23 protein-coding genes are annotated in these 24961 nt (G+C 63.9%); 12 read left to right on the top strand and 11 right to left on the bottom strand.

The window, feature by feature from the left end; genetic code table 11:
- Position 1: 1 nt before the first annotated feature.
- Both RJQ10_RS01760 and RJQ10_RS01755 read right to left on the bottom strand, forming a co-directional pair.
- Entirely contained in the window at positions 2–1087 is a 1086-nt protein-coding gene (locus tag RJQ10_RS01760) for an S-methyl thiohydantoin desulfurase family protein (protein WP_350143018.1), read from the bottom strand.
- Positions 1088–1122: 35 nt separating this feature from the next.
- Complete coding sequence (locus tag RJQ10_RS01755; protein ID WP_350143016.1) at positions 1123–2676, bottom strand: hydantoinase/oxoprolinase N-terminal domain-containing protein; 1554 nt, start codon at positions 2674–2676, stop codon at positions 1123–1125.
- Between the two features lie 198 nt (positions 2677–2874).
- Here RJQ10_RS01755 and RJQ10_RS01750 point away from each other — a divergent pair, with 198 nt between their 5' ends.
- Entirely contained in the window at positions 2875–5688 is a 2814-nt protein-coding gene (locus RJQ10_RS01750) for a LuxR C-terminal-related transcriptional regulator (protein ID WP_350143014.1), read from the top strand.
- Here RJQ10_RS01750 and RJQ10_RS01745 read toward each other — a convergent pair.
- Both RJQ10_RS01745 and RJQ10_RS01740 read right to left on the bottom strand, forming a co-directional pair.
- Positions 5648–6937 (bottom strand): NAD(P)/FAD-dependent oxidoreductase, encoded by a 1290-nt coding sequence (locus RJQ10_RS01745; protein ID WP_350143012.1) that lies wholly within the window; start codon positions 6935–6937, stop codon positions 5648–5650. The two genes, RJQ10_RS01750 and RJQ10_RS01745, sit on opposite strands and share 41 nt — an antisense overlap.
- 10 nt (positions 6938–6947) lie before the next feature.
- The gene (locus tag RJQ10_RS01740; protein WP_350143010.1) at positions 6948–7151 is read right to left on the bottom strand and encodes a YgaP family membrane protein; all 204 of its coding nucleotides are present in this window, start codon (positions 7149–7151) and stop codon (positions 6948–6950) included.
- 174 nt (positions 7152–7325) lie between these two features.
- On the opposite strand from RJQ10_RS01740, the gene RJQ10_RS01735 reads away from it, so the two are divergent.
- The 3 genes from RJQ10_RS01735 (at position 7326) to RJQ10_RS01725 (ending at position 9725) form a co-directional block, all read left to right on the top strand.
- A complete protein-coding gene (locus RJQ10_RS01735) occupies positions 7326–8177 on the top strand; it encodes a class I SAM-dependent methyltransferase (protein ID WP_350143008.1) in 852 nt (283 codons plus the stop codon).
- Between the two features lie 8 nt (positions 8178–8185).
- Positions 8186–9076 (top strand): DUF1295 domain-containing protein, encoded by an 891-nt coding sequence (locus RJQ10_RS01730; RefSeq protein ID WP_350143006.1) that lies wholly within the window; start codon positions 8186–8188, stop codon positions 9074–9076.
- 82 nt (positions 9077–9158) lie between these two features.
- Positions 9159–9725 (top strand): YaeQ family protein, encoded by a 567-nt coding sequence (locus RJQ10_RS01725; RefSeq protein ID WP_350143004.1) that lies wholly within the window; start codon positions 9159–9161, stop codon positions 9723–9725.
- On the opposite strand, the gene RJQ10_RS01720 is transcribed toward RJQ10_RS01725, so the two are convergent.
- A complete protein-coding gene (locus RJQ10_RS01720) occupies positions 9701–11386 on the bottom strand; it encodes an alkaline phosphatase D family protein (RefSeq protein ID WP_350143002.1) in 1686 nt (561 codons plus the stop codon). The two genes, RJQ10_RS01725 and RJQ10_RS01720, sit on opposite strands and share 25 nt — an antisense overlap.
- Positions 11387–11434: 48 nt before the next feature.
- Here RJQ10_RS01720 and RJQ10_RS01715 point away from each other — a divergent pair, with 48 nt between their 5' ends.
- Together RJQ10_RS01715 and RJQ10_RS01710 are read left to right on the top strand one after the other, a co-directional pair.
- Complete coding sequence (locus RJQ10_RS01715; protein WP_350143000.1) at positions 11435–11953, top strand: GNAT family N-acetyltransferase; 519 nt, start codon at positions 11435–11437, stop codon at positions 11951–11953.
- 18 nt (positions 11954–11971) lie between these two features.
- A complete protein-coding gene (locus tag RJQ10_RS01710) occupies positions 11972–12613 on the top strand; it encodes a thermonuclease family protein (RefSeq protein WP_350142998.1) in 642 nt (213 codons plus the stop codon).
- 23 nt (positions 12614–12636) lie between these two features.
- Here RJQ10_RS01710 and nei read toward each other — a convergent pair whose 3' ends face one another.
- The gene (gene nei / locus RJQ10_RS01705) at positions 12637–13458 is read right to left on the bottom strand and encodes an endonuclease VIII (RefSeq protein WP_350142996.1); all 822 of its coding nucleotides are present in this window, start codon (positions 13456–13458) and stop codon (positions 12637–12639) included.
- A gap of 195 nt (positions 13459–13653) precedes the next feature.
- Here nei and RJQ10_RS01700 point away from each other — a divergent pair, with 195 nt between their 5' ends.
- The 5 genes from RJQ10_RS01700 to RJQ10_RS01680 are packed head-to-tail and all read left to right on the top strand — an operon-like array spanning position 13654 to position 19702.
- Entirely contained in the window at positions 13654–14676 is a 1023-nt protein-coding gene (locus RJQ10_RS01700) for an ABC transporter permease (RefSeq protein ID WP_350142994.1), read from the top strand.
- Positions 14677–14679: 3 nt separating this feature from the next.
- Entirely contained in the window at positions 14680–15747 is a 1068-nt protein-coding gene (locus tag RJQ10_RS01695; protein WP_350142992.1) for an ABC transporter permease, read from the top strand.
- A 25-nt stretch (positions 15748–15772) separates the two neighbouring features.
- On the top strand, positions 15773–17749 hold the full coding sequence (locus tag RJQ10_RS01690; RefSeq protein WP_350142990.1) for an extracellular solute-binding protein: 1977 nt from the start codon (positions 15773–15775) through the stop codon (positions 17747–17749).
- Positions 17750–17756: 7 nt separating this feature from the next.
- On the top strand, positions 17757–18728 hold the full coding sequence (locus RJQ10_RS01685) for an ABC transporter ATP-binding protein (RefSeq protein ID WP_350142988.1): 972 nt from the start codon (positions 17757–17759) through the stop codon (positions 18726–18728).
- Entirely contained in the window at positions 18725–19702 is a 978-nt protein-coding gene (locus tag RJQ10_RS01680; protein WP_350142986.1) for an ABC transporter ATP-binding protein, read from the top strand. The genes RJQ10_RS01685 and RJQ10_RS01680 overlap by 4 nt, the downstream gene beginning before the upstream one ends.
- Positions 19703–19732: 30 nt before the next feature.
- Here the strand turns inward: RJQ10_RS01680 and RJQ10_RS01675 are convergent, their stop codons facing one another.
- Complete coding sequence (locus RJQ10_RS01675; RefSeq protein WP_350142984.1) at positions 19733–20542, bottom strand: enoyl-CoA hydratase; 810 nt, start codon at positions 20540–20542, stop codon at positions 19733–19735.
- Between the two features lie 155 nt (positions 20543–20697).
- Here RJQ10_RS01675 and RJQ10_RS01670 point away from each other — a divergent pair, with 155 nt between their 5' ends.
- Positions 20698–20853, top strand: a complete 156-nt coding sequence (locus tag RJQ10_RS01670; RefSeq protein ID WP_350142982.1) for a hypothetical protein — start codon at positions 20698–20700, stop codon at positions 20851–20853.
- On the opposite strand, the gene RJQ10_RS01665 is transcribed toward RJQ10_RS01670, so the two are convergent.
- The 4 genes from RJQ10_RS01665 to RJQ10_RS01650 form a co-directional block, all read right to left on the bottom strand.
- Positions 20850–21149 (bottom strand): HNH endonuclease signature motif containing protein, encoded by a 300-nt coding sequence (locus RJQ10_RS01665; RefSeq protein WP_350142980.1) that lies wholly within the window; start codon positions 21147–21149, stop codon positions 20850–20852. The two genes, RJQ10_RS01670 and RJQ10_RS01665, sit on opposite strands and share 4 nt — an antisense overlap.
- A gap of 177 nt (positions 21150–21326) precedes the next feature.
- Positions 21327–21632 carry a hypothetical protein gene (locus tag RJQ10_RS01660; RefSeq protein WP_350142978.1) on the bottom strand — a complete coding sequence of 102 codons (306 nt, stop codon included), beginning with the start codon at positions 21630–21632 and terminating at the stop codon, positions 21327–21329.
- A gap of 38 nt (positions 21633–21670) precedes the next feature.
- The gene (locus RJQ10_RS01655; RefSeq protein ID WP_350142976.1) at positions 21671–23416 is read right to left on the bottom strand and encodes a WS/DGAT/MGAT family O-acyltransferase; all 1746 of its coding nucleotides are present in this window, start codon (positions 23414–23416) and stop codon (positions 21671–21673) included.
- Between the two features lie 63 nt (positions 23417–23479).
- Positions 23480–24874: an MFS transporter gene (locus tag RJQ10_RS01650; protein ID WP_350142974.1), complete on the bottom strand. Its 1395-nt coding sequence runs from the start codon at positions 24872–24874 to the stop codon at positions 23480–23482.
- Positions 24875–24961: the final 87 nt, after the last annotated feature.

Raw genomic sequence — 24961 nt, 5'->3', positions numbered from 1 at the left:
TTTACAATGATTCGATTGGCTGGAAAATGTCGTCCAGCCCGAAGGCAGCGGGCCCGAAGACCTGCAGTGCCGCCGGCGTTCTGAGAATGGGAGGCGCACTGACACCAAGCACCTTCACCCGCTGCCCGTACTTGAGCCCCTCAACCGGGATCGGCTCGGCCGTTTCGCGATCCACCACACAGATCAGGTCGGGCACTATGGCCCGCACGGCGTCACCCTGCCGGGCAACCAGATGCTCATTCTGGAACGTCAGCTGCAAGCTGGCTCCGCTTCCGTCCAGCGCCACAAGGTCGCACAGACCCACCGAGAACCCGCCCCGCGTATCGCGCTGCAGGTCACTGACCTTGCCGTCGAAGATCACCTTGCAGTGATTGTAATAAGGCGTGGCGCGCAGTGCCGACAGCAGCGCCGCCACCGGATCTCCAGCCTTGCGTCCCGCGGCGATGGCGCGACCTATCTCCAGCGCCAGGGTCATGGTACCGGTAACCGCACTGTCCTTGACCTGGCGACCGGTCATGAGATAGCTGGAAAGCATGACGCTGCAACCCATTTCCACCGCGCACACACGCACCAGATCCTCCGCGCGCTTGGCGCTGCCGGTATTCACCACCAGTGAGTTCAGGTGCTCGTCGGTCACCACCAGCGGAGTACAGGAAACGCCGTGCACGTTGTAGGTAACCATCTGGATTTCCGGAAAGGCTCGACCCATCCCGTCGGCGTCCACCAGTGGCAACCCGGTGCGGGCGGCGGCCATCACCGGAACAAGGGAGTTGACCCCGCCAATTTCGATCGGGATAACCGCATCCGCTGGCCGGCCGGTGTATTCCTGCAGCCGTGCGAGGGCGAGATCAATGTCATCGCCACAGGCACCCTTCTCTACCAGCACCGTGGGCGCCCCCAGCATCGCGATGGTGTAGACATTGGCATCGTCCGCAAGGCTTTCCACACCAACCAGCTCCGGTGATCCGAACTCCTCTATCGCACTGGTTGCCAGCATCCGGCCTATGTAAGGGTCACCCCCGCCGCCGGTCCCCAGGAACGCAGCGCCAGTGGCAATGTAGGGCAGGTCTTCCAGACTGATTTTCATGTTCGCTTGTGTGCTCCCGTAGCGCTCTGGCGATTTCAACTACCGATGGCCAGGTCCCCGGCCACCTTGACCTTCACCCGCACAGCATTGCCGGGCACATAAGCCAGCGGCAATTCCTCCAGGTCGATAACCTTGATACTGTCAGGTCGTGCACCGGCGGCCACAGCGCGCTCGCAAGCTTCCGCCCGCGCGGTAGCCAATGCCTCGTCGCGACCGCTTTGCTCATAGGAGAAAACCCTGTCGGTTTCACCTCCTATCTGGGCAATTGATGCACCGATGGCGTTGGCGACGCCGGCGTGCTCCGGCACGATGACCTCGGAGGTTCCGGGGATATCCCGGTTAATCAGCACCGCGCCGCCTCCCACCAGGATCAACGGCACCGGTTCGGCACTGGTTTTCATCCGGTCAACCCCGGCAGCCACCATGTCGTGCATGCGGGCGACACAGCGCTCCACCAGGGCGGGATCAAGGTGTGCCACACGTTCACGGTCGCCGATTTCGGCGTAGCCTGCCGCGACCGCAATGTCCGTCGCAGTCAGTGTGGACCCGCCAAACACCAGGGCTTCATCCAGCAGGCGGTAACCCACCGAGCCCGGACCAATGGCGATATCACCGGCCTGCTCCACGATGCGGGATCCCCCGCCCAGCCCTAACGCGTAAATATCGGGCATGCGGAAATTGGTGCGTACGCCGCCGACATCCACAGATACCGAGGATTCCCGCGGGAAGCCGCCCGCCAGCCAGCCAAAATCAGTGGTAGTGCCGCCAATGTCGGCCACCATCGCGGTTTCATGACCACCCAGCCGCGCGGCTCCGCGCATGCTGTTGGTCGGGCCTGAAGCAAAGGTCAGCACAGGGTAGCGCTCGACGAAATCCGCGCTCATCAGGGTGCCGTCGTTCTGGCTGATAAAGAAAGGAGCATCCAGCTGCAGGGCGCGCATCGCTTCGCCAAAGGAACGGACAACCTCGCGGGACAACCGGGCTAGCGAAGCGTTCATGACGGTGGCGTTCTCTCGCTCCAGCAGTCCGATCCTGCCAATGGTATGGGACAGGGTGATCGACACCTCCGCACCCATCTCCGACCGCACGATGCCCGCTGCGCGCAGTTCCATATCGGCACTGATGGGCGAAAACAGGGAAGAGATGGCCACGGTCTGTATCCCCGCATTGCGAAAGTGGCCGGCCGCCTCGCGCACGGCATCTTCGTCGAGCTCCGCGTTCACACGGCCATCGTATTGCACGCCACCACGCACCTGAAAACTGGGGCCACCGATTGCCTGGCGAATATCCCCGGGCCAGTCCACCAGCGGCGGAATACCCCTGGCAGCGGGCAGGGCTACCCGTAGAATACCCACCGGCAGCAGTGACTGGCGGGCCACGAAGGCGTTGGTGAAATGGGTGGTGCCAATCATCACCGAGGTTACGGCTTCCGCCCCGACCGCGGCGGTCCTCATTACCGTGCGCAGAGCGGCTTCGATACCAGAGCTGACATCCTCTGTCGTAGGCTGCTTGCAACTGGCAACCACCCGCAGGCCATCCACCAGCACTGCGTCCGTATTCGTCCCACCGACATCGACTCCGATTCTCATTGCGCTATGTATCCCTGACTGCCTTGGGCTTACCCTAGCCAGAGCGACCTCCGCTCACAATCAGCTTCTGGTGTGGGAAGTCGTTGTCCGCGGGTGGGGCAATAATCTCCTGCAGCGTAGTGAGCCTACCCGTTCGGGTAGGCATATCAGGGTGCGTGCGCGTCGATTTCTCGCCGCCAGTCTTATACAGTCTCTCTCATGCAGGAACATGCCACACAAGGTACCCCCCACCCGGCAACGGCCTTCCCGCCGTGGCTGACAGTGGCCAAGGTCTATCCGCCCAGCCAACGGCTGGATGCACTGGCCCGCCGGGGTCTCGAGCTGCGACTGAACGAGGGCTTGTCAAAGCTGGCGACCATTGTCAGCGCTCCCGCGGGGTATGGAAAAAGCACGCTGATCGCCAACTGGTTGCGACAACTGCCAGACAACGCAGCAACCTGCTGCTGGCTGGCGATCGACGAAGATGACAACGATGATCTGCAGCTGCTGACTTATCTCGCCTTCAGCCTGTCCCGGGCCGGCGTTCTGCAACCCACCTACCAGGACAGCAACGCTTTCCGCGGAGAACTGACGTCCCGCCAGATTCTCAGTCTTATCCAGCACAGCATCGACGCCTGGCCCGGACGCGTTCTGCTGGTCATCGACGATTTCGAAAAGCTCAGGCCGGCGACCATCTCGGCAATCATTCAGCCACTGTTACGCTACGCACCCCGGAACCTGCATCTTTGTATCGCCACCCGCGATGACAGCGAGCTAGACGTCAGCCGGCATGAGGTCGACGGGCAAGTGCAGCGCCTTGACCCCACCGCACTGCAGTTCACCCTGCCCGAAATCCAGGAGATTTTCTCGGACCAGCTGCCTGCCGCCGCAGCAGAGGAAGTCTACCGCCGCACCCGTGGCTGGCCGGTCGCAGTACAAATGCTGCGCAGCGCCCTCGCCAGCGAGCGCGACCACGAGCGGGTGCTGCAGGAGCTGGGCCGGGATACCGGCACCTTGTCGGCCTACCTTGCCCACCAGATCCTGGAAAGTCTGGAGGAGTCAGACCGGCAATTTCTGATGTCAGTTGCACCGCTGGAGAGAGTCGATTGCCAATTGGCCAATCACGTGCTGGAGGTCGATGACAGCCTGCAACGCATTCACCGGCTCCAGCACCTGCACAGCCTGATACGGCCAATATCCGGGCCCGGTGACATCTTTCAGCTACACCCGCTGTTGCGGGAGCATCTTTACCGGCGGCTACAGATTCAGGATCCGGCACGCCTCCGACACTTGCACGCCCGCATCGCGGGCTGGCATGCGCACGAGTCCGACCTGGTCAATGCGGTACGCCACTGCGTGCTCGCCGATAACCCCGGTAGCGCCATCGACATTATCGAGTCCATGGGGACCATTTCCCTCTGGCTGCGCGAGGGCATTACCCGGATTCGAACGGCGCTGGGGCTGCTCGACACACGGGTCATTGGGACCTCGCCGTTGCTGTTGTTGCTGCAGAGTATCATCGAGGTCAAGGACGGGCTGGTATTCAGAGCCCTGCAGACATTCCGCGAGGCGGAGCAGCTAGCCCGGGACGATGCTGCCATCTCGGCGACAGAGATACCCGATACCCTGCTTAACGAGCTCAGACAGATCGACGCCTATCTGGCCATCTATGCCGGGCGCCGAATCCGGGAAACCAGCTACCAGGCCCTGCTGGAGTCAACACCCCGGATCGACCGGCAGGATCCGGAGCGACGCGCCTTCCACTACAATCTCATGTGTGTGGTCCATACACAGCAGGGTGATTTCCGCAGTGCCCGTCACTTCGCCCGGGAGGCCATACGCAACTTTCGCGAAATAGGCTCCCTGTATGGCGAAAGCTACCTGTACTTCCACCTCGGCGACGCCAGCTTTGCCGAGGGCGAGTCCGCCAGGGCGGAGGAGCTCTACCGCGTCGGGCTGGACATCGCACGACGCAAGTTCAGCGAGGACAAAGGCCTCAGGCTCATCGGTCATGTACTGCTGTTCGAGTTGCTCGACGAACTGGACCGCGACGAAATCTCACTCATGGTACTGCGGCAGCTCCCCCGCGAGCTGGAGGCTCGAGAGGCCTGGTTCGATATCTACCTGGCCGGCTACTGCACGGTCAGCAACATCGAGTACCGGCGTTCAGGCCTGAAGCCGGCCCTGCGCTTGCTGGACAGGGCAATGAAATACGCCGACCAGCAGCGCCTGGCGCGCCTGGAAGATCTGCTGCAGTGCCAGCGCATCGAACTCCTGGTACGAGCCGGCAAGCACCGGGCAGCGCGTGCGGTGTTGACGAATTCCGGCATCAGCCTTGAGGCCTACCGCAGTGGTGACGGCAAGGAGGCGGCATGGCGCGAGCGCGATGTTGCGGCGCTTGCCATCAGCCGCCTGCTCCTCGCAGAGGGACGCAGCCGGGAGGCGCTCGCGGAGCTGGAGCATTTTTCGGCACAGGCCCTGGAGCAGGGGCGCCTGCGCTCTTCAATACGCTATGCAATGTTGATGGCCCAGGCAGCCCTGGCGCTGGACGACAGAGAACAGGCGCGAGAACACACAGAACGGGGCCTGGCACTGTCACGGCGCACCGGTTTCGTCCGCGCCCTGGTTGACGATGCGGGTCCGCTCGACAATCTCATCGCCCTGTACCTGGAGCACAGCGAGGACCTAAACCCGGGGTTGCTGAACCATGCTGTCGCCATCAGGGAGCGGCTGCTGGCACCAGCGACCGGCGGCTCGACCAAGCCCCTGCTCAGCAAGCGTGAACAAGAGGTTCTGGCCCTGCTGACCCTGGGTGCTGCCAACAAGGTAATTGCCAGGGACCTGGACCTGTCCGAGAACACCGTGCGCTTTCACCTCAAGAATATCTTTGCCAAGCTGAATGTCCGCAACCGCGTGCAGGCTGTCAGCAAGGCATCCATGCTGGGACTGACGGCCGTTGACCCTGCTCCAGAGGATACCGGCGCACCGGCTGTCAGTTGCCTTTCAGGCGCTCAATCCCCAGCGCCTTCATGACAATCCGCTCGTAACCGGGCTCTGCCGAGCCCGCACGGACCTTGTGCAGGAAATATTTCTCGAAGCCGATCTTGGCAAGGTGCACCCAGTAGCCCTCGCTGGACCAGTTCAGGTTGCGGGGAGGGAACTGCGGCAGGGCCACAAACGCCACTCCGCTGTCGCCGAAGTCCGCCAGGCACACTGCGTTCAGGGTGGGCCTGTCCGAGGGCTCCCTGCCCTCAATCTGGTGGCGAATATTCGCGCCCACCGCAGCCACCATGGACTCAATCATGTAGCCGGTTTTCGGGGCACCCACCGCTACTGGCGTCTGCTCGATCGGCGGAATGGCAACGCAAACACCCACGGCGTAGACATTGCGGTAAGTGGGATTGCACTGGTATTCGTCCACCAGCACGAAGCCGCGGGGATTGCACAAATTCTTGAACCCCTCGCCTGCTGCATCGCGGAGACATTTCACCCCACGGAAACCGGGGATGAACATGTTGTGCTTGCTGGGCAGTGTATGCCGTTTCTTTTCCACCCCGGTATCGTCAACTTCCACCACTTCCACCGCGTCGGCGGTAATGCGCTCAACCCTGGCATTGGTTATCCACTTGACGTCGCGCTCCCGCATCAGCGACTCGAGCTGTGACTTGGTATCTCCCACGCCGCCCAGCCCGAGGTGCCCGATATAGGGCTCGGAAGTCACGAAGGTAATCGGCACCTGGTCGCGGATCTTCTTCTTGCGCAGGTCAGTCGCGGCCAGCAGGGCATACTCGTAAGCCGGACCAAAACAGGATGCTCCCTGCACCGCACCGACGACCATGGGCCCAGGTTCTGCGCAAAACTGCCGCCATTTCTCCTCCGCCAGGGCGGCGTGATCCACGTGGCACACGGATGAGGTAAAACCCTCCGGCCCCAGGCCCTCGATTTCGTCGAAGGCCAGCTCTGGCCCGGTGGCAATGACCAGATAGTCATAATCCAGTTCGCTGCCGTCGCCGAGCAGCACCTGGTTTTTCTCTGCACGCACCTGCGCGGCTCCGGAGGCAGTGAAAGCGATATCGTACTTGGCCATTACCTCGGGCAGGTGGATCTTGATGTCCTCCGGCTTGCGCCAGCCCACCGACACCCACGGGTTGGAAGGGACAAACTGGAACCATTCGGTATCCGACACCACGGTAATGGCAGCGCGCTTGCCAAGCACATGGCGCAATTCGTAGGCCATGGCGATTCCGCCTATGCCCGCGCCCAGAACGACTATCTGTTTCATTATGATGTCCTCAGGAAAATGCCGTTCCTGTCCTTATGCCAAGCTTCCTGAACAGTACAGCAGCCGGGCAAAAGCCTGTGAATGCGGCTTGCAGGAGGTTGGCTCCCACAAAAGCGGTAAACCATAGCCAGTAACTGCTGTGGATCTGGGCCAGTACGAGGCTGATTAAAATCATGACGCCGGCAAAGGCCATCACTGCGCGATCAAGTGTCATAACATCTCCTTGGGGAAGCTCCACGGCCTCAATGAAATTACATTAGAACTTTCTTATGTTTTTGTCAAAACCGAAACGAATACCGGGGCAACGACAAGCCGTGTTCGCGGACCACACGGTCGGTGTTGTCTGTTGTATGCTTCCTGCTGATGCCAACAGGATCAGGGAACGTTCATGAACAACTCGGAGCAGATGGAATACTGGAATGGGGAGGCCGGCCAAAAGTGGGCGGATAATGACGCGATGATGGCGGAGATGCTGGCACCCATCGCCGGGGACCTGCTAAAGCACGCCAATATCGGCGGCGCGACCCGGGTCCTGGATGTAGGCTGTGGCGGCGGCAGCGAAACCCTGATGCTGGCAGAGCACCTGGGGCCGCAGGCCACTGTCCTCGGCGTGGACATTTCCGCCCCGCTGCTGGCAGTCGCCCGGCAGCGCGCCCGGGCAGCGGGCGCCAGTGGTACACGGGTCGATTTCCTCGAAGCGGACGCTTCGAACCATGTCTTTGCGCCCGCCAGCTTCGACCTGCTGTTCTCCCGCTTCGGAGTGATGTTCTTTGCTGAACCGAAGGCGGCATTCGTCAACCTGTACCAGGCACTGGAGCCGGGGGCCAAGCTGGCTTTCTCCTGCTGGCAACCGCTGCAGGAGAACCTGTGGGCGATGCTCCCGCTCAGGGCTGCACTCCAGCACCTGCCCGCGCCGGAGCCACCCCCGCCCCATGCACCGGGCCCATTCGCGTTTGCCGATGCCGACTACACCCGGTCGGTGCTGGCGGGAGCAGGGTTCAATGATGTCGACATATGCTCACACGCGGTGACCATGGCCTGGGGGCGTGACGATGATCTCGGTACTACAGCGCGTGACATGCTGAACATGGGGCCGGTAAGCCGCCTGCTGCAGAACTGCGACCCGACTCTACGGGAAGCCGTTTACAGCGCCGCCACAGAGGCCATGTCGCCCTGGTTCAGCGCCGGAAAAATACGCCTGCCCGGGGCTGTCTGGCTGGTGACGGCGCGCAAGGGGTGAGGAAGGCAATGGCGCCAAATCCCGCAACCCGTGGCGGAGCTGCGACAAAGTCACTGCTGCACATGGCCATCGTACTCGCCCTGGCGCTGGGTATCGCCCTCGCCGGAAGCCACACTGGCGCGCGCTGGGCCGGTTGGCCAGTATTTGCCCTGTGCGCGCTGCTGGCGCTGATAATACAGTGGCTGGCCTTTGTGCCGGCGTGGCTGCTGCAAACCGAAAAGTTCTACGACCTGACCGGCTCGTGCACCTACCTGGCGGTGGTCTGGCTGGCAGTTGGACTGAGCGGTGCCGAGGATACCCGCAGCCTGCTCCTGGCCGGCTGCATCAGCCTGTGGGCCCTGCGCCTTGGCAGTTTCCTGTTCCTGCGGATACTCAAGGACGGCAATGATTCTCGCTTTGACCAGATCAAGCCCCATGCCGGCAAGTTCCTGTTCACCTGGACCCTGCAGGGCCTGTGGGTCCTGATCACCGCCGGCTGCGCGCTGGCGGCGATCAGCAGCACCGGCGCGGGACCGGCGGGCGGGCTGGAAGCCCTCGGGCTGCTGCTGTGGGTCGCCGGCTTCGCGATCGAGATCGCCGCGGACCACCAGAAACGCGTATTCCGGCGCCGCCAGGGCGGAGAGGGTTTTATAAGCAGCGGGCTCTGGGCCCGCTCACGGCATCCGAATTACTTCGGCGAGATCCTGCTGTGGTGTGGCATCGCCATGCTCGCGGCGCCGGCGCTGGCGGGATGGCAGTGGCTGACGCTGATCTCGCCCCTATTCGTCTACCTGCTGTTGACCAGGGTCAGCGGCGTGCCCCTGCTGGAGCGCAAGGCCGCGCGGCGCTGGGGTCACGACCCTGAGTGGCAGGCCTACCAGGCGAACACGCCGGTGCTGGTTCCTCGCCTGTGGCGCTGAGCCGCCCGGGGGGGGCCGGCTCGTGCCCCGCCAACGCGCATGCGCTATAGTGCGCCACCCTGATACCGCATAAGCTGATGCCATGGCGCTCAAGTCCACCATCTTCAAGCTCGATCTCAACGTTGCCGACCTGGACCGCCAGTTCTACGCCGATTTCCCCCTGACCCTGGCTCGCCACCCTTCGGAAACCGACGAGCGGATGATGCTGCGTGTGCTGGCCTTTGCCCTGCACGCCAGCGAGAGCCTTGAATTCGGCCGCGGGATCAGTACCGATGACGAACCGGACCTGTGGCAAAAGGACCTGACCGGCAGCATCGAGACCTGGATAGAGCTCGGCACCCCCGACCCGGACCGCCTGCGCAAGGCCTGCTCCCGCTCACGGCGGGTCGTCCTGTACGCCTACGGGGACCGGGCTGCCCCGGTGTGGTGGCAGAAGCACGGCCCCAGCCTGGCCCGGTTCCGGCACCTGGAGATCTGGCAGATACCCGACAGCAGCGCCCGCGCACTCGCCGCCATGGCCCGCAGCGGGCTCGCCCTGCAATGCACGCTCTCCGGCGGCGAGGTCTGGTTGACGGGCGCCGGCGAGGCGGTAACCGTGCAGCCGCAGCCGCTGAAAGAGTCCGATCAGGTTTCCAGCACCACGCGGTGACCAGCGGCCGGCAGGTAGGACCGGTCACTGGTCGTGTCGACAAACAGCCAGTCTGATTCCAGGGCGCCGGGGGTCACGGTCAGCAGCATGAATCCGCGCTGGTGGAGGTTGCAGTACTGCAGCTCGTCGACCAGCAGGGCCATTGCCTCCGCCAGCTCCCGCGCCGCATCGTCATCCAGGCCCAGGTATTGCTCCATTCCCGGTGACGACACGCTGGCGGTAGCCAGCTCCACCCCGATCTCGTTGCCCCGCTGGTCGTGGAGCCGGCTGTACCAGGCGTTGTGGGTATCACCGGCAAGCACGACAAGGCGCTTGCCCAGCTGCCGCGCCAGAGCGTAGAGCTGTTCCCGCTCCACCGGGTAGCCATCCCAGGCATCCAGGTTGTAAGGGGTCACCCGCTGCAAGCGGGCTTGCTGCTCCGCGCCGATCTCCGCGCCCTGGAGCAGCGCAGCCTTCAGCTCGGCAAACTCGGCGACCAGCGGCGGCAGGTCCGTCAGGTCCTCGACGCCCAGCAGTTCCGCCGGCAGGTGCATTTTCGCCATCAGCACCTGCTGGCCCAGCAGCTGCCAGCGGGCCTCGGAGGCAGCGAGACGCTCACCCAGCCAGGCCAGCTGCGCGCCTCCCAAAAGACTGCGCCCGGGGCGGAGAAGGTCGTTCCGGAACCGCTCCTGATCCATAGCCCCGCTTGCGGAATCCACGTAGTCGCGGTACTCCAGCAGCCGGTCGCGTCCGATGATACGGGTGTCGAGCATATGCAGGGACAGCAGGTCTCCGAAGTCGAAGCTGCGGTAGATCTGTTCGCTGCCCTCGGCGACCGGGGGGCGTACCGGCAGCCACTCGTACCAGGCCCGCAGGGCCGCCAGCTTGCGCTCGCCGAAATCCCCTTCTTCGTCCGAGTGATTCTCCGCGCCATCCCGCCAGGCGTCATTGGCGACTTCGTGGTCGTCCCACACGGCGATACAGGGGGCGGCGGCATGCAGGGCCTGCAGGTCGGGGTCTGTGCGGTACAGGGCATAGCGCTTGCGATAGTCTGCAAGGCTGTACAGTTCGCCGCTGTTGTCAGCCGGCAGACTGCGACCCAGCTCGTGCGCCCGCCCGGTGGCGTAGCCTCCGGTACCGTATTCGTAGAGGTAGTCGCCGAGATGCACAAACGCGTCCAGATCGGCCACGCGGCTGCCCTCACGATAGGCGTGGAAATAGCCCGCGGGAAAATTGGCACAGGAGAACACCGCGAGCCGCACCCGCCGCACACCGGCTGCGGGGAGGGTCCTCGTCCGACCCGCCACGCTCTGGCTGTCGCGCGCGCTGAAACGGTAGAAATAGTCAGTGCCCGGCCTGAGATCGCGCGCCTCAACCTTGACGGTGTAGTCGCGTTCCGCTGTCGCCTGGGCCTGGCCGCGCCTGATGACCCGGGCAAATCCGGCGTCCTCGGCCAGCTCCCAGGCGAGTTCGAGCGCAGCTTCGCCCGCGGCGGACGTGGCCCGGGTCCACAGCAGGACGCTGTCGCTGGCTGGATCGCCCGATGCGACACCGTGCACAAATTGTGCGGCCGACAGCGAATCGCGCGACCGCAGCGGCTGGCAACCGCCGAGGGCCGTGGATACCACCACGGAACCGGCCAGTGTCGAGGACAGCCTGAGAAAATGGCGGCGTGAAATCATCGGGCGCGGTATCCTGAGCAAATGAGAACGGACGAGGCTATAGCGCCGATGTTAAAGGCCCGTGACACAATTGTCGCTGACATACTGCCGCTGGGCGACCGGCCAGAGGCCATCGACATTCTGGCGGCAGCGCACCTGGCCGAGTGGCGGGAGCTGTATCCCGAGGACAGCGTCGCCAGCTTTGCCACCGACCTGGCGCGCTCCCTGGGCACGGATCCGGTACCGTCAACCTGGGTTCTGGTGGCCGACGGGGCCGTCATCGGCTCAGTCTCCCTGATTGAACATGACCTGGACAGCAGACCGGAGCTCACCCCCTGGCTGGCCAATCTCTGGGTAGAGCGGGCGTGGCGAGGCCGCGGGCTGGGCAAGCAGCTGGTGCTGCACGCCTGCGAGCAGGGTTATCAGCGCGGCCTGCAAAGACTCTACCTGTACACCCCGGAACATGCGGCCTTCTACCGGGCGCTGGGGTGGGAGATGCTGGCGGTGTCTACCAAGAACGGTGTACCGATAACGCTGATGAGCTACCTGCTGCAGGGCGGTCGTGCCAATGCAAGCGCAGCAGGCTAGGCCCCAGTGATGAAAGGAATGAGCGCTCTTTCACGCAAGAACCTGACCCGCGTCGCGGTGATACTGCTGGGCCTGACCCTGTTCCAGTATTTCTCCAACGGCGAAATCACCTGGCACCGGCAAGTGCTGGCGACGCTGACCGGAGACGACGGCGCCGATCCCGGCTGGCGCCACGCTGCCGACAAGCTGGAGGAGGCAGGCGCCGCCCGGGAGGGCATCCCCCTGCCACGCTTTGATATCAGCGGTCGCATTGTCAGGGTGGCGGACGGCGATACGGTTTCCCTGCTGGACGGCGACAACAAACAGCACCGGATTCGCCTGTTCGGCATTGATGCGCCGGAGCTGGACCAGCCCCATGGCGACCGGGCCCGCGAAGCGCTTGCGGCAATGGTCAGCGGCAGGCGCCTGGGCGTGGTGGTCGTGGAAACCGACGATTACGGTCGCCTGGTGGGCACTCTCTATGCCGATGGCGGCAATATCAACCTGGCCATGGTGCAGCAGGGCCACGCCTGGTGGTACCAGCACTTTGCCCGCCACGAACGCCCACTGGAAGCAGCCCAGCGCGATGCCGTTGAAGCCCGGCGCGGGTTATGGGCGGGCAGCGATCCGGTGCCCCCCTGGGACTGGCGTCGCCAGCAGCGCCTCAACAACAACCGCTAGGCGCGCCGGAGCCGCCGGGCGGCTCAGCCGGGCTGACAGCCGGGGCACAGGTACAGGCGCCGGCTGTTGCTTTCTGTGCGCACGATGCGACCGCCGCAGCCGTAACAGGGCAGATCCATGCGGCCGAATACGGCAAACCGGCGCTGCTCCCGGGGCAGCCCGGACTTGGCCAACGCACGCGCCAGGGGCGCCGACAGGGTGACACCTCCAGTACGGTAGCTACGCTGGCTGATTGCCAGTGTCTCCCGGGCCAGGCGACCACGCTCGCGCACCCCGAGGGAGGATGCCTTGCGCGCGGGATGCAAGCCCGCAGCGAACAGGATCTCACTGCGCAGGTAGTTGCCCACACCGGCGAGAAAGCGCTGATCCAGATACAGGGCAGCCAGACTGCGGCCGGTAAAGCCAGGGGCCTGCAGGCGTGCAGCGATGTCGCGCCAGCCGAGACCGGTGTCCATGATGTCCGGGCCCAGGCGAGCCAGGAACGGATGGGCGCTGAGTTCTTCCGTGCGCCAGACGCTGATATCCGAGGCACTGTAGAGCAGGGCGGATGCGCTCGCAGTCTGCAGCAGCAGGCGCAGCGAACGGGAGCTGTCCGGCAGACTGAGCCCTGGCTGTACCCGCCACACGCCGTACAGCTGATTGTGGGAGTAGATACTCCAGCCGTGCTCAAAGTGAATCAGCATTGCCTTGCCCCGGGTCTCCACCCCCGCCACCCGGTGACCGCGCAGGATCGATGCCTCCCTGCGCAGCCGCGGTGCCGCAAAGCGCACGGTTTCGACAACATTCCCCTCCAGCACGGCCGCTATGCGGTCGGCGGCACGGCGAATTTCTGGTCCTTCCGGCATGTCAATTGTCCTCGTTGCCCTCTGCGCCAGGCCCTCTCCAGTAGCGCTCCGCTTAACAGTACGCATCTTGGACAACAGCGGATGCAGGCGCACCCTTCCCGCTTTGCCCCGCGGTCGCTTTGTGGCACCATCGACCGCTGAGCTGATCCACCCACATGCAGGCAGAACCTCCACAGGGGCCCCACCGGCAACAGCATGCGCGACTATTTCCTCCGACGCCTTTTGCTCGTCCCCCCCACGCTGATCGGTGTCACCATCATCGTATTCGCCATCACCCGCCTGGTACCCGGCGGGCCGCTGGAACGGGCGATCATGGAAACTCAGCAGATGAGCATGACCGGTGGTGGTGGCTCGCAAATGGCCGGGCAGGGCATGGCCATTTCCGAGGCGCAGCTGGACCGGCTGCGCGCCTACTACGGCTTCGACAAGCCGGTCCTGCAAAGCTACGCCCACTGGCTTGGCAAGGTGGTGCAGGGTGACCTGGGCTCCTCCTATCGCTACAACGAGCCGGTCTGGGACGTTATCCAGCAGCGCTTCCCGGTATCACTGTACTACGGGCTGGTGACCCTGGTGCTGACCTACGCGGTGTGCATTCCGCTGGGCATCCTCAAGGCCATACGCCATCGCACCTTCGTCGACAACGTCAGTTCAATTCTTATTTTCATCGGCTATGCCATTCCGGGCTACGCCCTGGGTTCCCTGTTGATCCTGTTCTTTGCCGTCCGCCTGGAGTGGTTTCCCATGGGCGGCTTTGTCAGCTACAACTTCCACGACCTGGGTCCGGGGCAACAGCTGCTGGACCTGCTGCACCACTCGGCGCTGCCGCTGGTCTGCTATCTGGTCGGCAGCTTTGCCCTGGTGACCCTGCTGCTGAAGAACCACCTGATGGATAACCTGGCCGCCGACTACATCCGCACCGCGGTGGCCAAGGGCGTGTCCTTCCGCCAGTCGGTCACCCGCCACGCAGTCAGGAACTCCCTGATCCCCATCGCCACCACCTTCGGCCAGAACATTACCCTGCTGGTCTCCGGCTCCTTCCTGATCGAAACCATTTTCGACATCGACGGTTTCGGCCTGCTGGGCCTGACCGCCATTCTCGACCGCGATTACCCGGTGGTCATGGGCGTGGTGCTGCTCGCCAGCCTGCTGCTGCTGATTGGCAACATCCTGTCGGACATCCTGGTCGCCCTGGTCGACCCGCGGATCAGGTTCCAGTAGCCGGTGTTCAGCCTCAACCCCCAGACCCGCAAAAAGCTGCAGCGCTTTCGCAAGATCAAGCGCGGCTACTACAGCTTCTTGCTACTTGCCGGGCTGGGTGTGCTGCTGGCCTTCGGCGAACTGCTGATCAACAGCCGTGCCCTGATAGTGAGCTACCAGGGCCAGCTGTACTTCCCGACCTACAGCGACTTCCACCCCGGCACCGATTTCGGCCTGGACTACGCCTACGAAACCAACTACCGGGAGCTGCAAGTTCACTTCCGGCAACAGGACGAGGGCAACTGGGTACTGCTGCCGCTGGTGCCCTACAACCCCTACGAAAACCACGCCCCGGGGGGCATCTTCCGGCCCCTGCCGCCGAACGCGGCAGAGCAGCACTATCTGGGCACCGACACCACCAGCCGCGACATCCTGGCGCGCCTGTTCTACGGCACCCGCATCGCCCTGGTCTTCGCCCTGCTGTTTACCGCCTGCGTGTACGTGATCGGCATCACCATCGGCTGCGCCATGGGCTACTTTGGCGGCGTTTTCGACCTCATATTGCAGCGTATAATCGAGATCTGGTCCAACGTACCCTTTCTGTACATGGTGATCATCATCTTCTCGGTGATTCCCTCCAGTGTCGCGGTGACCACCCGGATCGGCATCCTGTTGCTGGTCATGGTGCTGTTTTCCTGGACCGGCATGACCTACTACATGCGCACGGAGACCTACAAGGAGAAATCCCGCGACTACATCGCCTCGGCGCGCGTGATCGGCGCTTCCAACGCGCGGATCATCTTTCGCCACATCATGCCCAATGTATTGTCGACCCTGGTCACCTTCATGCCGTTCACCATTGTCGCGGCGATCTCCGCCATCACCGCACTGGATTTCCTCGGCTTCGGCCTGCCGGCGCCAACGCCCAGCCTGGGGGAGCTCCTGAAACAGGGCACCGCCAACCTGCGCACCGCGCCCTGGATCGTGATTTCCGCTTTCGGCACCCTGGTCGCCCTGCTCACCCTGGTCACTTTTATTGGCGAGGCCATACGCGAGTCGTTCGATCCCAGAACGTTCTCCGTTTACCGTTAACCATGCATTACCTGAGGTCACTGTGATGAAGAAACCGTTGTCTACGCTGTTCCTGGCCAGCCTCATCCTCCTGCTGGGTGGATGCGGGCAGGCAGAGAACGACGGGGCCGGGGAGGCCACCAGTGCCGCGGCGGAAACCGCCACGGCGGCCGGGGTCGACGCCGAGGTGGAAGCGTACTACGCCGCCAATCCGGACTTCTTTGGCTTCAAGACCCCCGCTGACCTGCCCCCCGACCTGGAGTGGACCAGTAACGAACACCTGCCGGAGATCGGCTCGCCGGAGGCCAGGAAAGGTGGCACCCAATACGGCGCCCTGCAGGATTTCCCGCGCACCCTGCGCACGGTCGGCCCGGATTCCAACGGCGGCTTCCGCCCCTTCCTGCTCGATGACGTGGGCATGACACTTGCCCATGTGCACCCGGAAACGCTGGAGCTGTACCCGGGTCTGGCCGAGTCCTGGGCGGTGGACTGGGAAAACCAGACCGTTTATACCAGGCTGGATCCGGCGGCGACCTGGTCCGATGGCGAACCGATCACTGCCGATGACTACCTGTTCATGTTCTGGTTCTACCGTTCGCCCTACATCATGGCGCCCTGGTACAACAACTTCTACAGCACCAAATACACCAACATCACCCGCTATGACGACCACACCATCTCCATCAGCATGGCAGAGCGTAAGCCCGATATGGACGAGCTGGGCGTGTTGCTGCGTCCCGTCCCCCGCCACTTCTACCGGCAGATGGACGACGACTTCAGCGAGCGCTACCAATGGGAGTTTGAACCGACCCCGGGGCCGTACATCGTACGCGACCAGGATATCCGCAAGGGCCGCTCCATCGCCCTGACCCGGCTTGAGAACTGGTGGGCCCGCGACAAGAAGCACTGGCGCTACCGCTTCAACCCCGACCGCATCCAGCTCAGCATCATCCGCGATGCCGCGAAAATGTTCGAGGCCTTCAAGCGAGGCGACATCGACCAGTTCGGCCTGGGGCTGGCAGAGTACTGGTATGAGAAACTCCCCGATTCCGACCCCGATGTACAGGCGGGCTACATTCACAAGACCGTCTTCCACAACCAGAGGCCGCGCCCACCCTTCGGACTCTGGATCAACACCGCACAACCGCTGCTGGACAACCGCGATATCCGCGTGGGGATCGCCCACGCCACCAACTGGGACATGGTGATAGAGAATTTTTTCCGCGGCGACAACGAGCGCCTGGACACCGCCAACGACGGTTTCGGGGAGTTTTCCCACCCCACGCTGAAAGCTCGTGAGTTCGATATCGCCAGGGCACAGGAGCATTTTGCCAGGGCGGGGTTCAACCGGCGCGGCGCGGACGGCATCCTGGTCAACGAGGCCGGGCAGAAGCTGTCCTTCAATCTGTCCACCGGCTACGAGACCATGCGCGACGTGCTGACCATACTGCGCCAGGAGGCCGCCAAGGCGGGGCTGGATCTGCGCCTGGAAGTTCTCGATGGCACCGTCGGCTGGAAACAGGTGCAGGAAAAACAGCACGAGATTTCCTTCCTCGCATTCGGGCGCTTTCTGGAGAAGTACCCCCGGTTCTGGGAGCACTACCACTCCGACAACGCCTGGGACCGCGCCTTCCTTGAGGATGGCAGCGTCAACCCGGAGCGCCAGCCCAAGACTCAGACCAACAACCTGGAGGCGTTCGCGCTGCTGGAAATGGACCAGCTCATCGAGCGCTACCGGGCATCCTCAGAGCGGGAGGAGATGATCGCACTGTCGCACCAGATGATTGCACTACACCATGACCACGCCTCTTTCATACCCGGCTTCTACCAGGGCTTCTTCCGGGTCGGCCACTGGCGTTGGGTACGCTATCCAGAGGGCTTCTCCTATAAGCACTCGGACGGCCCCGGGGAACTGTTCGTGCACTGGATCGATAGCGAGATGAAAGAGGAAACCCTGGCCGCCCGGCGCTCCGGCAAGACCTTCGAGCCCTCGATAACCGTTTACGACCAGTGGGCCGAGTAGCGCGCTGATGGCCCTGCTGGAAGTCGACAACCTGGTCACCGAATTCGCCACTGATGAGGGCCTGGTCCGGGCCGTGGACGGGGTCAGCTTCAGCGTCGAACCTGGCGCCACGGTAGGCATCGTGGGTGAATCCGGCTGTGGCAAGAGCGTTACCGCGTTGTCCATCATGCGCCTGCTACCGCAGCCGATGGGCCGCATCGCCGGCGGCACCCTTCGCTTCCGTGATCGCGACCTGGCACAGCTGTCCATCCCCGAAATGGAGAAAATCCGGGGCTGTCATATTGGCATGGTCTTCCAGGAGCCCATGACCGCGCTCAACCCGGTGCATACCATAGGCCGCCAGCTGACCGAAGGCATGCTGCTGCACCGTATCTGCGCACCAGCCGATGCCCTGCGGGCGGCGGCGGACATGCTGGACCGGGTCGGTATCCCCTCTCCCGACGTGCGCCTCGGCGAGTACCCGCACCAGCTGTCAGGGGGCATGCGCCAGCGGGTGGTGATCGCCATGGCCCTGGCCTGCAAGCCGGGGCTGCTGATCGCCGATGAGCCAACCACGGCCCTCGACGTAACCATCCAGGCCCAGATCCTGGAATTGATCAAGGACTTGCAGGCGGAGATGGGTATGGCGGTGATCATGATTACCCACGACCTCGGTGTAATCGCGGAAACCTGCGACCAGGTGGTGGTGATGTACGCGGGCAAGGTCGCCGAGCGCGGTTCGGTGTTCGATATCTTCGACCGTCCGGCCCACCCCTACAGCCGCGGCCTGCTGAATTCGATCCCGCGGCTGGATACCGTACCCAAGTCACGCCTGGGCGTTATCGAGGGCATGGTGCCGGGCCTGCGCGACCTGCCCATGGGTTGCCGGTTCGAGAATCGCTGCAGCCACGCCGGGGACCAGTGCCGGGAGATGGTACCGGCACTGGAGCCAGTCGCGGACGGCCACAGCGTCAGCTGCATTCGCTGGCGGGACCTGTGAGCGCGCCCCTGCTGGAGGTCAGCAACCTGGCCATGCACTTTCCGGTGCGGGAGGGCCTGCTGCTGCGTGCCAAAGCCTTCAACCGGGCGGTGGACGGCGTCTCCTTCAGTATCGGCCCCGGGGAAACTCTGGGACTGGTCGGGGAGTCGGGCTGCGGCAAGTCCACGCTCGGGCGCTGCGTGGCTCGCCTCTACCAGCCCACTGGCGGCAGTATCGTCTTCGACGGCCAGGACATCACGCGAATGAAGGCCGGCGCCCTGCGACCCCTGCGCCAGGACATCCAGATGATCTTCCAGGACCCGATGGAATCCCTGAATTCGCGCCATACGGTGGGCGATATTCTGGAGGAACCGTTCATCGTGCAGAAGATCGGCGACCGGCTCTGGCGCCAGAAACGGGTGGCGGAACTGCTGAATACCGTCGGCCTGCCGGCGCGCTCGGCTACCCGTTATCCTTTTGAGTTTTCCGGCGGCCAGCGCCAGCGGATCGGTATTGCCCGGGCTATTGCCCTCAACCCGAAACTGGTGATCTGCGATGAGCCCGTATCCGCGCTGGATGTGTCCATACAGAGCCAGATTCTCAACCTGCTGGTGGACCTGCAGCGGGAATTCAAGCTCTCCTACCTGTTCATCGCTCACGATCTGGCGGTGGTAAAGCATGTTTCCGACAGGGTTGCGATCATGTACCTGGGCAAGATCGTCGAGACCGCGGCCAGCGAGACCATCTACCACCAGGCACGTCACCCCTACACCCAGAGCCTGATCGCCGCCATTCCCGTCCCTGACCCGCACCGCAACACCGAGCGCCAGGTGCTGTACGGGGATGTGCCGTCTCCGATCAATCCGCCCTCCGGCTGCAGCTTTCACCCCAGATGCCCGGTGGCGGAGCCCCGCTGCGCGGAACAGGAACCGGCGCTGATTGATACCGGCAGCGGTCATCTGGCGGCCTGCCACCTGGTCCAGCGCCAGCCCTGACCCGGTTCCGGGAGATTCACCGCAACGGCGCTAGCCCTGCGGCCATACCGGCTGGCGCTTGTCGAAGAAAGCCTGGGTACCCTCGCGGGCATCCGCAGTGGTCATGGTGTCGATCATGGGCTCGCAGGTGATGGCATAGGCCTCCGACAGGGGCTTGTTAAGCTGCTCGTAAAATGCCGACTTGCCCAGGGCAATGCCCTCGGCGGACTTCCCCGCGATTTTCTGGGCCAGCCGTTCGGTGACATCCCGCAGGGAGGCAGCCGGTACTGCACGATTCACCAGCCCCATGCGCACGGCGTCCTCGGCATCGAACAGATCACCAGTGAGAGCCAGTTCCATGGCATGTTTGCGATGAATGTTGCGACCCACCGCTACCAGCGGCGTGGTACAGAAGGCGCCGATGTTGACCCCGGGCAGGCAGAAACGGGCCTCTTCGCTGGCGATGGCGAGATCACAGGCCGCCACCAACTGACAGCCTGCCGCGGTGGCAACACCCTGGACGCAGGCAATCACGGCCTTGGGGGATCGGGTGATGTCCAGCATAAGGCGGGAGCAGTCCTCCAGAATCCCGCGCATCCGGGCCCTGCAATCAGCTTCCGTTTCGCCGGCCTGAACTGCCATTTCGCGCAGGTCGTGACCAGCAGAGAAAGCCGGGCCGGAACTGGCGATGACAATACACCGCACTTCGGCATTCTCCCCTGCAGCGGCCAGAGACTCCTGCAGCTTATTGATCATCTGACTGGAGAGCGGGTTGCGCTGCCCTGGCCGGTTCAGTACGAGCCACAGTACCGACTCTGACAGCTCGGCGATGACCCAGGGTGGTGCTTCTGTTGAGGACATGGGGACTCCTGGTGGCAGGTAATGACGGTAGTTGATACTGGCCTGCCCGGACCGACCTGTCCAGCACAGGGCTGATCGGATGAGGGTTGATCGGAACACCGACCAATGCCGTATACTCGCGTAGAGAACAGGACGGCAGAGCAGGAGCACAAACCATGCCAGAGAATACTTCCCCGCCACCGGCAGCACCCAACCATCCCCGCCTGCCCTGCCGCGGCTGCACCGGAGACTGCGCGCACTACGACATCTGCGGGGGCACCCCCTGGCGGATAGACCAGAAGCAGCTGAAGCCCGAGGCTATCCCTGGCTAATAATCCGCGGGCGCCAAAATCTCCGCGGAGTCGCCATTGAGACGCATGTCGAAGCATCCGCGGTGCAACTGCCGGTGATGGAACCGGCACAGGGTCACCAGGTTGTCCAGCCGCGTTTCCCCACCCTCGTCCCAGTGCCGGATGTGGTGGGTGTCGACGTACTCCGATTCCTGGCAGCCGGGATACTGGCAGACCCCGTCCCGCTCGCGCAGGGCCCGGCGGATGCGTTCCGGCACAATCCGTGGCTTCCTGCCCACGTTCAGCACCTTGCCGGCGTCATCCTCCAGCACCGTCACCAGCGAGGCATCGCAACTGATCCGTCGCGCGGTGGCCGGTAACAGCCACGGTTTGTCCTCAAAGTGCGCCCGCCCGCGAATAGGCGAGTTGGTCCGGCAGGGCTTCGCGGACGCAGTTTTCCGGGCCCTCTCCGGGGAGTGAACCGCCGGCGGGGGTCTCTGTGTGGAGACCTTGGTCTACACTCGCGTCAGTACCCACTCCTGCAACTGCACCGGGGGCAGCCAGCTGCTTCCAACCTGCTGCGCCCTCATCGGGATCAGCCTGTTGCGCCACGCCCGCGCCGCCCCCTGGAACCAGTAGAGCTCGCGGGCCAGTTCGCGTATGGCTTCCGCATCCAGCGCTGGCGGGGTGTCACCCGCAGCTGAATTACCCGCAGCTGTCTCATCCGCAAGACCACCTGCAACGGTTTCTTCCGAACCGCCGACTGCCGCCGCATCCGAACTCCCGCCAGCGGCCAGCTGCCCAGGCCCGCAGTCCAGCAATCCCTCCAGTCCCGGTTCCGCGACGGGCTCATACCGGCTTACTTTAGCGAGGCCAGCTTCGGCCTGACGGCCGCTTTGCTACGGACGCCCCTCTTGGCCGCGGGTGCTGCCGCCTTGGCCTTGGCCCTGGGTACTGTCGCCTTGGTCTTGGGCACTGCCGCCTTGGCCTTGGCTGCGGGTAAAGTCGCTTTGGCCTTGGCCTTGGTTTTGGCCTTGGACACCGTCGCCTTGGCCTTCGCTTTTGCCTTGGTCTGGGCCGGCGCCTTGGTCCTGGCGGTTCTCTTCGCCGCCACCGCCGCTTTACCCGCCACTGTTGCCCCGGCCTTCGCTGCGGTTTTCTTTGGTGCCTTGCGCCGCGCCGCTTTCTTCGGCTTGCCCAGTACCGCCTTTTGCAGGTCGGCATAGGCGGCGTACAGGCACTGCTCGTAGAAGCCGGGATCCGGCATCATTTCCCGACAGGACTGGAACGATACGGCAATCTGCCCGTTATAGCTGGTCACCGCGTGGAACAGGCCCATGTTGTCGATGCAGGGCCCCAGGCCGTAGCTGCGCACCACCCGGGCACCGCCCATATACAGCGGTACCTGCGGCCCGGGCACGTTGGTGACGATGGTGTTGAAAATCGGCTTCATGCCCGCCATCAGGCCAGAGCCCAGGGCGGCGCGCACCCCCAGCGCCGCGAGCTCTGCCGGCAGGCTCTGGGTCATATCGGTCATCAGGCGCGCGCCCACCGCCTCGTGGTAGGCCTTGGAGCCCACCGCCCCCTCGTGCACCGCCTGCAGGCGCTCACGCGGGTCGGCGAGGTCCGTGCGCAGGGCGATGACCATCATCGACACCTGGTTGCCGGCGGCCGCCTGATCCCCGGACTTGCGCACGTTGACCGGCGCGCCGGCCACCAGGCTACCCTCGGGCAGCTCACCCTTGTCCAGCAGATACCTGCGCAGGGAACCACCGACGATACTCAGGATCACATCGTTCACGGTGGCGCCGGGGACGGCGTCTTTCATTTTCCGGATCAAGCCGAGATCGAAGTCGGCGACCCCGAAGACGCGGTGTGGCGAGACCGCGGCATTGAAACGGGTGCGCTCCTTGTCGCCGAGGGTCCGAAACTTCTTCGCCTTGACCCCCTGATGGACCCGGCGCCAGGCCGGGATACCCTCGGTCACCAGCCGAGCTAGCCGGAACGGTGCCCACATATTCACTTTGTAGGCGCGCCACAACATTTCCGCCCTGCCGGGGCCCGGGTCGAGGACCGGTGGCGCCTCCTGCCTGGGGGGCGGCGGGGTGGGAGTGAGGTCGTGCAGGGCCGAGATTATCTCCACCCCCGACGCGCCATCGATCGCCGCGTGGTGGATCTTGAGAAACATGGCGTAGCAGCCCCTGGGTAGTCCCTCCACATTGTCCAGGCCTTCGATGATGTAGGCCTCCCATAGCGGGCGGGAACGGTCCAGCGGGCGGGCGTGCAGTCGCGCCACCAGAATGGACAGCTGCCGCCAGTCACCGGGCTTGGGCAGGGCGATATGGCGGACATGAAACTCCAGGTCGAAATTCTCGTCCTCAACCCAGTAAGGTTGATCCAGGTTGAGTGGAACCATGGCCAGTTTGCGCTTGAACACCGGCGAGCGGTGCAGGCGACTGGCAAAGGTGTTGAGGATGTCCTTGAACCGCACCAGCTCGGTGCCGGTGGTCGAGGGATCGTAGATCAGCAGCGGCGCTATGTGCATCGGCGAATTATTCATTTCTGCGTACAGAAACGTGGCGTCCAGCCCACTCAGTTGATGCATATGATCACGCCTCCCACTGTTCCCCTCGTGCCGGCTGGCACGTCCTTGGCAGTATAGCCGAGATCAGTCCCGGCGTTTGCGGGTGACCGTCAGCCAGTCCAGGACAATCCCCGCTCCGGGTGTAAAGCGGGATATTCGATAGACCACCTGCAACAGATCCGGGCGCTGGCGTACCCGCAGCTCGACCGAGCGCGGGATAAACCAGGCGACGATCGCCAATCGCAGCAGGGCGGAGACCAGGAAGATCAGAACCACCGAGTGCAGCGGCTGCCAGCTCTCGGGCAGCCAGTGCACCACGCTCGCGAGTGCAGTAGCGAGGTATCCGCCCAGGAGAGCACCAGCAAAAATGCCCACCGCTCCCAGCGCCGCCTGCACTGCGGCGTAACTGGCGAAATCCGCCCGCGGCGGGCGCAGGTCATAAAGATAGTTGGCGGTACTCAGGGTAAAACCGCCCCAGGCGAGACCGGAAAGTACTTGCACGAACAGCAGATAATAGAAATCGCTGGAGAGCAGCCACATGGCGGGCACGACCGGGATCAGCAAGCTGCTGGTCACCATCACCCAGCGGTTGCCCCAGCGGTCACAGATCCGGCCCCAGGTAGACAGGGTGAAGAACTGGGTGAGGATGGCGACGCCGGTATTGGCCGCGAACTGCCAGTAGCTGTAGTGCAGGTCCCGCAGCATATAGACGCTGAAGAAGGGCGCCGAGATGGCCACCGCCGACTGCATACCGGCAATGAAGAGACTGTACTGGTAGAAAGTCTTGTCGCGGAACGCCTCCCGGATGCGCCCCAGAGTGGCGGTGAAGGAGATCGCGCCGGCACTGTCGCTGTGATCCGGGTCGTGCATCTGGCGCAGCTGCCTGGCCGACAGGCCCCGCCCCACCGCCGCCAGCAGGAACAATACCCCGAAGCAGGCCCAGGCCAGCTCATAGCGCTGGAAAATGCCCAGCAGCGCGCCGCCGCCGGCAAACACGGTGAAACTGGTAATCATGGTAAGGCGGGTGCGACCGGCAAAGAACGCGCCTCGCCGCCGCGGCGGCACCACGCTGCCCATCCAGCCACGCCACTGTGGCTGCACAAAGTTGGCGCTGGCCTGGTAGACAATGGCCAGCAGGATCAGCCAGGTGACCGCATCCGGCGGGCGCCACAGGGCGATGACGGCCATGCCCAGAACCGCCAGTGCCTGCAGTATCACGCCGGTGACAATGGCGCGCCGACGGGAAAAACGCGGGCACAACCACACCGACAGCAGCTGGCAGACGGCACCGGCGAGCTGGGGGGCGGCCAGCAGCCAGCCCATCTGTGACAGGCTGGCGCGCAGGGAGATAGCAAACGCGCCGAGGTAGTTGTCGCAGATGCCGGTCATCACCGAGCTGGACACCGCGTCCTTGCGCGAGCGCGCCAGCGTTTCGCGCAGCCAGAGTGTACGGCGTCTGCTGGGGGGGACTGTGCTCACTGCTCGCCTCGGGAATTCCACGACCTACTGCGCCCGGCCGACCGGCGCCCGGCGAACTGCCACCGCGCGCTGGCCTCTGGCCTCCCC

The sequence above is a fragment of the Haliea sp. genome (assembly GCF_040222615.1).
Lineage (GTDB): Bacteria > Pseudomonadota > Gammaproteobacteria > Pseudomonadales > Halieaceae > Haliea.
The sequence above is the reverse complement of the archived record's forward strand: the minus strand, read 5'-3'. Positions and strand labels throughout refer to the sequence as shown.

Bases quoted from the DNA above. Each gene is read 5' to 3' on its own strand.
- RJQ10_RS01760 (WP_350143018.1), bottom strand. From the start codon at position 1,087: ATGAAAATCAGTCTGGAAGACCTGCCCTACATTGCCACTGGCGCTGCG.
- RJQ10_RS01755 (WP_350143016.1), bottom strand. From the start codon at position 2,676: ATGAGAATCGGAGTCGATGTCGGTGGGACGAATACGGACGCAGTGCTG.
- RJQ10_RS01750 (WP_350143014.1), top strand. From the start codon at position 2,875: ATGCAGGAACATGCCACACAAGGTACCCCCCACCCGGCAACGGCCTTC.
- RJQ10_RS01745 (WP_350143012.1), bottom strand. From the start codon at position 6,937: ATGAAACAGATAGTCGTTCTGGGCGCGGGCATAGGCGGAATCGCCATG.
- RJQ10_RS01740 (WP_350143010.1), bottom strand. From the start codon at position 7,151: ATGACACTTGATCGCGCAGTGATGGCCTTTGCCGGCGTCATGATTTTA.
- RJQ10_RS01735 (WP_350143008.1), top strand. From the start codon at position 7,326: ATGAACAACTCGGAGCAGATGGAATACTGGAATGGGGAGGCCGGCCAA.
- RJQ10_RS01730 (WP_350143006.1), top strand. From the start codon at position 8,186: ATGGCGCCAAATCCCGCAACCCGTGGCGGAGCTGCGACAAAGTCACTG.
- RJQ10_RS01725 (WP_350143004.1), top strand. From the start codon at position 9,159: ATGGCGCTCAAGTCCACCATCTTCAAGCTCGATCTCAACGTTGCCGAC.
- RJQ10_RS01720 (WP_350143002.1), bottom strand. From the start codon at position 11,386: ATGATTTCACGCCGCCATTTTCTCAGGCTGTCCTCGACACTGGCCGGT.
- RJQ10_RS01715 (WP_350143000.1), top strand. From the start codon at position 11,435: ATGTTAAAGGCCCGTGACACAATTGTCGCTGACATACTGCCGCTGGGC.
- RJQ10_RS01710 (WP_350142998.1), top strand. From the start codon at position 11,972: ATGAGCGCTCTTTCACGCAAGAACCTGACCCGCGTCGCGGTGATACTG.
- nei (WP_350142996.1), bottom strand. From the start codon at position 13,458: ATGCCGGAAGGACCAGAAATTCGCCGTGCCGCCGACCGCATAGCGGCC.
- RJQ10_RS01700 (WP_350142994.1), top strand. From the start codon at position 13,654: ATGCGCGACTATTTCCTCCGACGCCTTTTGCTCGTCCCCCCCACGCTG.
- RJQ10_RS01690 (WP_350142990.1), top strand. From the start codon at position 15,773: ATGAAGAAACCGTTGTCTACGCTGTTCCTGGCCAGCCTCATCCTCCTG.
- RJQ10_RS01685 (WP_350142988.1), top strand. From the start codon at position 17,757: ATGGCCCTGCTGGAAGTCGACAACCTGGTCACCGAATTCGCCACTGAT.
- RJQ10_RS01675 (WP_350142984.1), bottom strand. From the start codon at position 20,542: ATGTCCTCAACAGAAGCACCACCCTGGGTCATCGCCGAGCTGTCAGAG.
- RJQ10_RS01670 (WP_350142982.1), top strand. From the start codon at position 20,698: ATGCCAGAGAATACTTCCCCGCCACCGGCAGCACCCAACCATCCCCGC.
- RJQ10_RS01655 (WP_350142976.1), bottom strand. From the start codon at position 23,416: ATGCATCAACTGAGTGGGCTGGACGCCACGTTTCTGTACGCAGAAATG.